This is a genomic window from Neobacillus paridis (assembly GCF_016765675.1).
Classification (GTDB): domain Bacteria; phylum Bacillota; class Bacilli; order Bacillales; family Cytobacillaceae; genus Neobacillus; species Neobacillus paridis.
Map to the genome: position 1 here is coordinate 1 of NZ_JAESWB010000253.1, position 514 is coordinate 514.

The 514-nt window shown below is 43.4% G+C and carries 1 protein-coding gene; it reads right to left on the bottom strand.

Annotated elements, in window-relative coordinates; genetic code table 11:
* A partial coding sequence (locus JK635_RS17435; protein WP_202655240.1) for a GGDEF domain-containing protein occupies positions 1-514 on the bottom strand: 514 nt, incomplete at both ends.

Sequence of the window (514 nt, forward strand, 5' to 3'; positions counted from 1 at the left end):
GCCGATAATTTTATTTCTGGCCAGATCCAGCTTTGGCTGATACTCAAGAAAAAATTCACCTCGTTCGAGGGCCCTTTCTAGTCCATTTTCTATCTGCCGACTGCCGTCAGCTTTATCCCTCATCGCAATATCATAGTAGCGATAGATTCCTGTCCCACTATCCTTCGCCGAATACATTGCAGCATCCGCATTTTTGAGGAGTGCTTCAGGATTTTCCGCATCGTCCGGAAAAATTGTAATTCCAACGCTAGTAGATACCCGTACAATATGATTCTGAATGTGAAATGGCCGGCTGATATTTTTGATAATTTTATCGGCAATCAACGACACGTTCTGCAAAGACTCAAAATTATTGATCACTGCAGTGAACTCATCGCCTCCCATTCGGCAAATTACATCATCTTCTCGAATGCATTTTCTTAGGCGCTTGGCAACTGCGATGAGTAAATCGTCACCAACGCCATGCCCCAGACTATCGTTGACGCTTTTGAATCGATCAAGATCTAAAAACAAC